5 protein-coding genes, 2 tRNA genes, 2 rRNA genes and 2 other annotated features are annotated in these 6,355 nt (G+C 47.4%); of the genes, 4 read left to right on the forward strand and 5 right to left on the reverse strand.

Features of this window, described 5'->3' with window-relative positions:
• Positions 1-63: 63 nt before the first annotated feature.
• Positions 64-1,239, reverse strand: coding sequence for an ATP-binding cassette domain-containing protein (locus RWO08_RS07130; protein WP_314211619.1), 1,176 nt, complete (start codon positions 1,237-1,239; stop codon positions 64-66).
• Between the two features lie 70 nt (positions 1,240-1,309).
• Positions 1,310-1,549, reverse strand: a binding site (T-box leader).
• Positions 1,550-1,590: 41 nt separating this feature from the next.
• Positions 1,591-1,827 (reverse strand) — a binding site (T-box leader).
• Between the two features lie 183 nt (positions 1,828-2,010).
• Here RWO08_RS07130 and RWO08_RS07135 point away from each other — a divergent pair.
• The 4 genes from RWO08_RS07135 to mscL all read left to right on the forward strand — a co-directional run bounded on the left by RWO08_RS07135 (position 2,011) and on the right by mscL (position 5,022).
• Positions 2,011-3,177, forward strand: coding sequence for an aminotransferase class I/II-fold pyridoxal phosphate-dependent enzyme (locus RWO08_RS07135; protein WP_291430652.1), 1,167 nt, complete (start codon positions 2,011-2,013; stop codon positions 3,175-3,177).
• 18 nt (positions 3,178-3,195) lie between these two features.
• The gene (locus tag RWO08_RS07140) at positions 3,196-3,366 is read left to right on the forward strand and encodes a 2-hydroxymuconate tautomerase (protein WP_070756776.1); all 171 of its coding nucleotides are present in this window, start codon (positions 3,196-3,198) and stop codon (positions 3,364-3,366) included.
• 64 nt (positions 3,367-3,430) lie between these two features.
• On the forward strand, positions 3,431-4,561 hold the full coding sequence (locus RWO08_RS07145) for an FAD-dependent oxidoreductase (RefSeq protein ID WP_314211620.1): 1,131 nt from the start codon (positions 3,431-3,433) through the stop codon (positions 4,559-4,561).
• Between the two features lie 74 nt (positions 4,562-4,635).
• The gene (mscL, locus tag RWO08_RS07150) at positions 4,636-5,022 is read left to right on the forward strand and encodes a large conductance mechanosensitive channel protein MscL (RefSeq protein WP_291428145.1); all 387 of its coding nucleotides are present in this window, start codon (positions 4,636-4,638) and stop codon (positions 5,020-5,022) included.
• A gap of 112 nt (positions 5,023-5,134) precedes the next feature.
• On the opposite strand, the gene RWO08_RS07155 is transcribed toward mscL, so the two are convergent.
• The 4 genes from RWO08_RS07155 to RWO08_RS07170 form a co-directional block, all read right to left on the reverse strand.
• Positions 5,135-5,207 (reverse strand) — tRNA-Thr (locus tag RWO08_RS07155).
• A gap of 14 nt (positions 5,208-5,221) precedes the next feature.
• Positions 5,222-5,294, reverse strand: a tRNA-Asn gene (locus RWO08_RS07160).
• Between the two features lie 19 nt (positions 5,295-5,313).
• Positions 5,314-5,429 (reverse strand): 5S ribosomal RNA (gene rrf, locus RWO08_RS07165).
• Between the two features lie 71 nt (positions 5,430-5,500).
• Positions 5,501-6,355, reverse strand: a 23S ribosomal RNA gene (locus tag RWO08_RS07170); the annotation flags it as partial.

The following is a 6,355-nucleotide window of genomic DNA, read 5'->3' on the forward strand; positions in this document are numbered from 1 at the left end:
TAGCCCAAGCTTGGTTACTCCAAGTGCCAAGCTTATCTAAAAACTCTGCTAACCATGTTGCCATTAGTCTTTTGCACCTCCCTTATAGTCTTTGGCGCTGTGTGGACGCTTGAGGAACTTAAGGTTGACACCTTGTTCTTTGATGTAAGCTACGGCAGCTTCCTTATCAGCTTCTGCCCCTGCCAAGGTGACAATCAAATTCCCAATTGGCGTATTATCAATAATCTCGACATTACCATGCAAGATGTTGGCGGTGACATTGAAGAGACTATAGAGTGTCACAATCAATGGTTCATCGGTTTCGTCGCCTAAGTAGGACAATTCTACTAACCATTCATCATCCTTAAGTTGAGAGAACTTAGGCTGGCTGAGAATGGTAGCTAAGGCTTGGTCTACATGGGTCGCGGTCCGAATGAAGTCGCGGGTTAGCGCTTGGGCTGGTTGGCTGAAGATTGGCACAACTGATCCGGCTTCAATGACTTCCCCATTTTCCATCACGGCTACCTTGTTACAGATTTCCTTGACTACTTGCATCTCGTGAGTGATCAAGACAATGGTCAAGCCTAGTTTTTGGTTCAATTCCTTGAGCAAGTCCAAAATCTGCAAGGTTGTTTTTGGGTCGAGAGCACTGGTTGCTTCATCACAGAGTAGAATCTTAGGGTTGCTAGCTAAGGCCCGCGCAATCGCCACCCGCTGCTTTTGCCCGCCAGATAATTGGCTTGGATAAGCTTCTGCCTTGTCAGCAATCCCTACTAGTTCAAGTAACTCTAGAACTTTTTGCCGACGTTCCTTGCGAACTTGAGGCCAGAACTTGAAAGGTGCGGTCAACTTCTCGCCGGCCTTTCCAGACCATTTCCAAAAGGCCAAGGCCTGACCGACATGCTGGCCAAACTGGCGGAAATTGTCACCATCATACTGGAGTGGGAAAGCCACGTTATTGAAGACTGTCCGACTGTGCATGAGGTTGAAGTGTTGGAAGATCATGCCGATTTTCTTACGTTCCTCACGCAAACGTCGACCGGACAAACCCTGAAGTGCTACCTTACCAACGGTCACTTGTCCGCCTGTTGGGCGTTGCAAGAGGTTGATGACCCGGACCAGGGTAGATTTCCCGGCACCAGAGTAGCCGACGATTCCGTAAATATCGCCTTCTTCGATTGTCAAATCAACGTCTTTGACTGCTTGGACCTGGCGGTCCTTCTGTCTAAATGTGACAGAGATATTCTTTAATTCTATCACCTATAATTCCTCCTTATTTCAAGGCTCGTGGGTGGGTTAGAAAAAGCCCCCAAGGCGGCCTAGAGCCTACCTTGAGGGCGTCATGACGCGTTACCACCTCTTGTTCAGGCAATACTCACATATTGCCCCTTAGCGAGTATCCTGATTTGATACTCTTTGCTTTTAACGGTCGCACCGAGACTTGAATCAGCTTAAGCCATTCAAAATCTTCGCTCCATAGCCATTTTCATGTCGTTGCCATGCTTCGTTCCACCACCCGAAGCTCTCTGTGAAGGCGAGGCGACCTTACTTACTATTTCATCGCATTATCTTATCTTAAAAAAAATAGCCCTCTCTACTAACTCTTGTTAGTAAAAGGACGATGTGATCGTGTTACCACCTTTTATTTGGAAGCCTAAGCTTCCCTCTACCCAGCTGGCCTTACAGCGTAACTGGTATTCCTGGTAACGGGGGAATGACCCGAACACACCTACCTATCGGCGTATTTATCTCCCAGACCATCTTCATAACCTATTCGATAGTACCTTTCACCTGCCGGTACCTCTCTTGAATCGCTAGTTTTACTACTCTTCTGTTCAACGATATTTCAGATATGCCTCTACTATACCCAGATTCCCGCTAAAAGTCAAGCCTTTTATGATAAAATTCTGATGAAGAGGTGAGTTCTTCTCATTTTTACATGGACTTTTTCCACCATGCTCTAGATTATGTCGGTCTATGTATGATAAACTAATAGATAGAAGTTAAGGAAGAAAGGGAAGTGCTCATCAGATGTCAACGCCACAAGTCAACCAAGGCCTGCTCGCCATTAAGCCGAGCCCTATCCGTAGTTTTAACGATCAAATCAGCAAAATCGAAGGCTTAATCCCCCTCACCATCGGGGAGCCAGACTTTCCAACACCCGATTTCATTAAGGAAGCCGCCATTGAGGCTATCCGCAAAGACCTGAACGGCTATACCCATTCGCGTGGTCTCTTAGCCTTGCGCCAAGCTATCAGCGAGTTTCTAGAGCGTCACTATGAACTCCACTATAGTCCTGAAGAAGAAATCATCGTGACCGTAGGAGCGACTGAAGCCTTATTTGCCAGTCTGGTTGGCTTACTTAACCCTGGCCAAAAAGTCATTGTACCTGCACCTAACTATGTCATCTATGAAACGCAAGTTCGACTTGCTGGAGCAGAACTCATTCGTCACGATGTCAGCCATAGTCACTTCAAGCTGGAGGCAGACGAACTCAAGGCTCAATTAGAAAGCCATCCTGAGATTAAGATTCTGCTCTTGAACCATCCTTGCAACCCCACCGGCGTTACCTATAGTCGTGAAGAGTTAGAAGCGCTAGCCAATGTAGCTCGCCAATATAATCTGATGATTGTCTCAGATGAAATTTATAGTGAACTAACCTATTCTGATAAGCATGTTTCCATGGCGGAACTGGCTCCTGAGCGTACCATCCTAATTAACGGGACCTCTAAATTCTATGCCATGACTGGTTGGCGTTCTTGCTTTATCGCTGGACCTAAGGACTATCTGAGCCAAATCTTCAAGGTCCATCAAGCAACTGTCAATACACCACCTTCCGTCTCACAATATGGGTCTATTGCTGCCTACCACTCAGGTGATGATAGTATTCATGAGATGCGTCAAGCCTATGACCAACGCCGCCAATTCCTGATTGGCCGTTTCCGCGAGATTGGCTACCAAACCTTACTTCCTGAAGGCGCCTTTTACCTCTTCGTCAAAGTACCTGACTGGTTCCAAGGTGATGACTTCGCCTTCTGTCTGGCTTTGGCTCAAGAAGCTAAGGTGGGGGCAGTCCCTGGCCAGTCTTTTGGACCTGGCGGATCAGGTTACTTCCGTCTCAGCTATGCTGCCAGCCTAGAAAAATTGGCAGAAGCCATGAATCGAATTCAAGCCTTTACCCAAGAAAAGACTAAATAATCTTAAGGAGGAGCTTTTATGCCATTTATCCACGTTGAACTATTAGAAGGTCGTAGCCCTCAAGCCAAAGAAGCCATGGCCAAAGAAATTATTGAGGTCGTGTCCAAACATAGTGGTGCGCCGACCGAACGCATTCACGTTGTCTTTCAAGACATGAAGAAAGAAAACTATTTCCACAATCCTAAATAGACAGGTAGACTGGCTGAGGTAATTCCTCAGCCTTTACCATTAGCCAATTGAAGGAGGCACTAAGATGAAGAAGAATCTTGCAATTATTGGGGGCGGGATAGTCGGCGCGACAGCGGCCTACTATGCCCTCAAAGAAGGTCACACTGTCACCCTCTATGAAGACGGCACCGGCCAAGCAACCAAGGCGGCCGCAGGCATTATCTGCCCCTGGTTCACTTTACGCCGTAACAAACCTTGGTATTATCTGGTTTCTCAAGGGGCTGAGTTTTATCGGCGATTCATGGCGGATTTGGCTGAAGATGGCATAAATACCAATCCAATCTTCCAAGAGGTTGGCGCTTTACTGGTTCGTAAAAATGAAAGCTCTCTAACGCGCGACCAAGAGCGCGCGCAAGAACGCAGACCTGCTTCTCCTTCCATTGGTAGCCTGAGTAGTCTGTCCGCTCAAGAAGCCATGGATAAATTGCCACTCCTAGAGACCCCTTATCCAGCAAGTTTTGTCTCTGGTGGGGCGCGACTGGATGGTGCGGCCTTGATTCAAGAACTTCATAGTTTGATTCCAAAACTAGGTGGTAAGTTGATTCATGGACAAGCCAAGCTTATGGCTGATGGCGATCAGCATGTTAGCGTCATAGGACCAGAGAAGGAAACAAAGCCCTATGATGCTATTCTGTTGGCCTGCGGTGCTTGGTTACCACACATTTTAGAGCCTCTTGGTTACGATGTTACCATTAGCCCGCAAAAGGGACAACTCTTTAGCATCTATCAACCTGAATGGGAGGGAAATGCTTGGCCAGTTGTCATGCCGCCCGGTAAATTTGATATCATCCCTTTCCAAAATGGCGAGCTCGTCATTGGCGCGACGCATGAGAATGACCGGGGCTATGATTTGACCGTTGAAGACCAGCGATTGGCTGAACTTCAAGAACGTGCCAGCAGTCTCCTGCCTTTCTTATCGGACCAAGTGGCTTATCATAGGGTTAAAGTAGGCATACGTGCCTATACGCCAGATTATGCTGTTTTAGTAGGCCCAGTCCCAGAACTTGAATCTGTTTGGGCTGTCAGTGGCCTAGGCTCCTCTGGCTTAACGAGCGGCCCTTTCCTTGGTTATCAGTGGGTCAAGCATGTCAGCCAAGGCCATAGTGACTTGGATCAAAGCCTATATCCAATTGACTCCTACATTAAAAAAGTCTAAGAATTGGCCCTTTTTGACTACACAAATTAGTCTAAACATGTTATGATTAGTAGATGAAAGGAGGGGAATTTCGAATGAAAAAAATCTTTGAAGAATTCCGTGGCTTTATTGCCAAAGACAATATCGTAACTTTAGCAGTTGCTGTGATTTTGGGGGGTGCCTTCTCAAGCATCGTAACTAGCTTAGTAAATGATATCTTCATGCCAATTATTGTTGCCGTAACTGGTCAAGCTACCGTTTCTGGCATCTCATTACGCATTGGGAATACTTACCTAGGTGTAGGTAACTTCTTGCAAGCTGTTATTAACTTCGTTATCATCGGTTTCTTGTTATTCTTGACTTTAAAAGCTTTAGGGAAGGCTCAAGGCAAAGACTTGATCAACCCACCTGCGCCACCTGCAGGTCCAAGCGAGAAAGACTTATTACAAGACATCTTAAACGAATTGAAGAAAGAAAAATAAGACTTTCGATTGGAGCTATCTCGCAAGAGATGGCTCTTTTTCTATTGCCTAATATATCATATATGATATATCGGGCAAATAAAAAAGAAGTATCATCAGATACTTCTTGATAAGCCACTTGCCGGGCTTGAACCGGCGACCTCATCCTTACCATGGATGCGCTCTACCTGCTGAGCTAAAGCGGCAATATAAAATTTTACTCCGCAAGTAGGGCTCGAACCTACGACATCATGATTAACAGTCATGCGCTCTGCCAGCTGAGCTATTGCGGAATCAAGACAACCTCACCCAGCATGGCAACGACCTACTCTCACAGGACCAAAGGTCCAACTACCATCGGCGCTAAGAAGCTTAACTGCTGTGTTCGGAATGGGAACAGGTGTGTCCTTCTTGCCATTATCACCACACTTGGGTGTTGTCTTATATTGAGTGCTTGCACACTCAAAACTGAATAACCTCAAACCTAACCTCAAATCTTGTGGTTAAGACCTCGACCGATTAGTACTAGTCCGCTCCATGGATCACTCCACTTCCACTTCTAGCCTATCTACCTGATCGTCTCTCAGGGGTCTTACTTCTTTCGAATGGGAAATCTCATCTTGAAGCTGGCTTCACGCTTAGATGCTTTCAGCGCTTATCCATCCCGCACATAGCTACCCAGCGATGCCCTTGGCAGAACAACTGGTACACCAGCGGTGCGTCCATCCCGGTCCTCTCGTACTAAGGATAGCTCTTCTCAAATTTCCTACGCCCGCGACGGATAGGGACCGAACTGTCTCACGACGTTCTGAACCCAGCTCGCGTACCGCTTTAATGGGCGAACAGCCCAACCCTTGGGACCGACTACAGCCCCAGGATGCGATGAGCCGACATCGAGGTGCCAAACCTCCCCGTCGATGTGAACTCTTGGGGGAGATAAGCCTGTTATCCCCAGGGTAGCTTTTATCCGTTGAGCGATGGCCCTTCCATACGGTACCACCGGATCACTAAGCCCGACTTTCGTCCCTGCTCGACTTGTAGGTCTCGCAGTCAAGCTCCCTTCTGCCTTTACACTCTACGAATGATTTCCAACCATTCTGAGGGAACCTTTGGGCGCCTCCGTTACTCTTTAGGAGGCGACCGCCCCAGTCAAACTGCCCACCTGACACTGTCTCCCGTGCTGTTACACGTGGGTTAGAGGGTCCGCATCACAAGGGTAGTATCCCACCAGCGCCTCCGTGTAGACTGGCGTCCACACTTCTTCAGCTCCTACCTATCCTGTACATGCCATACAAACACTCAATATCAAGCTACAGTAAAGCTCCATGGGGTCTTTCCGTCCTGTCGCGGGTAA

Origin of the sequence: uncultured Abiotrophia sp., from assembly GCF_963520105.1 — a bacterium.
Taxonomy (GTDB): Bacteria; Bacillota; Bacilli; order Lactobacillales; family Aerococcaceae; genus Abiotrophia.

Bases quoted from the DNA above. Each gene is read 5' to 3' on its own strand.
- RWO08_RS07135 (WP_291430652.1), top strand. From the start codon at position 2,011: ATGTCAACGCCACAAGTCAACCAAGGCCTGCTCGCCATTAAGCCGAGC.
- RWO08_RS07140 (WP_070756776.1), top strand. From the start codon at position 3,196: ATGCCATTTATCCACGTTGAACTATTAGAAGGTCGTAGCCCTCAAGCC.
- RWO08_RS07145 (WP_314211620.1), top strand. From the start codon at position 3,431: ATGAAGAAGAATCTTGCAATTATTGGGGGCGGGATAGTCGGCGCGACA.
- mscL (WP_291428145.1), top strand. From the start codon at position 4,636: ATGAAAAAAATCTTTGAAGAATTCCGTGGCTTTATTGCCAAAGACAAT.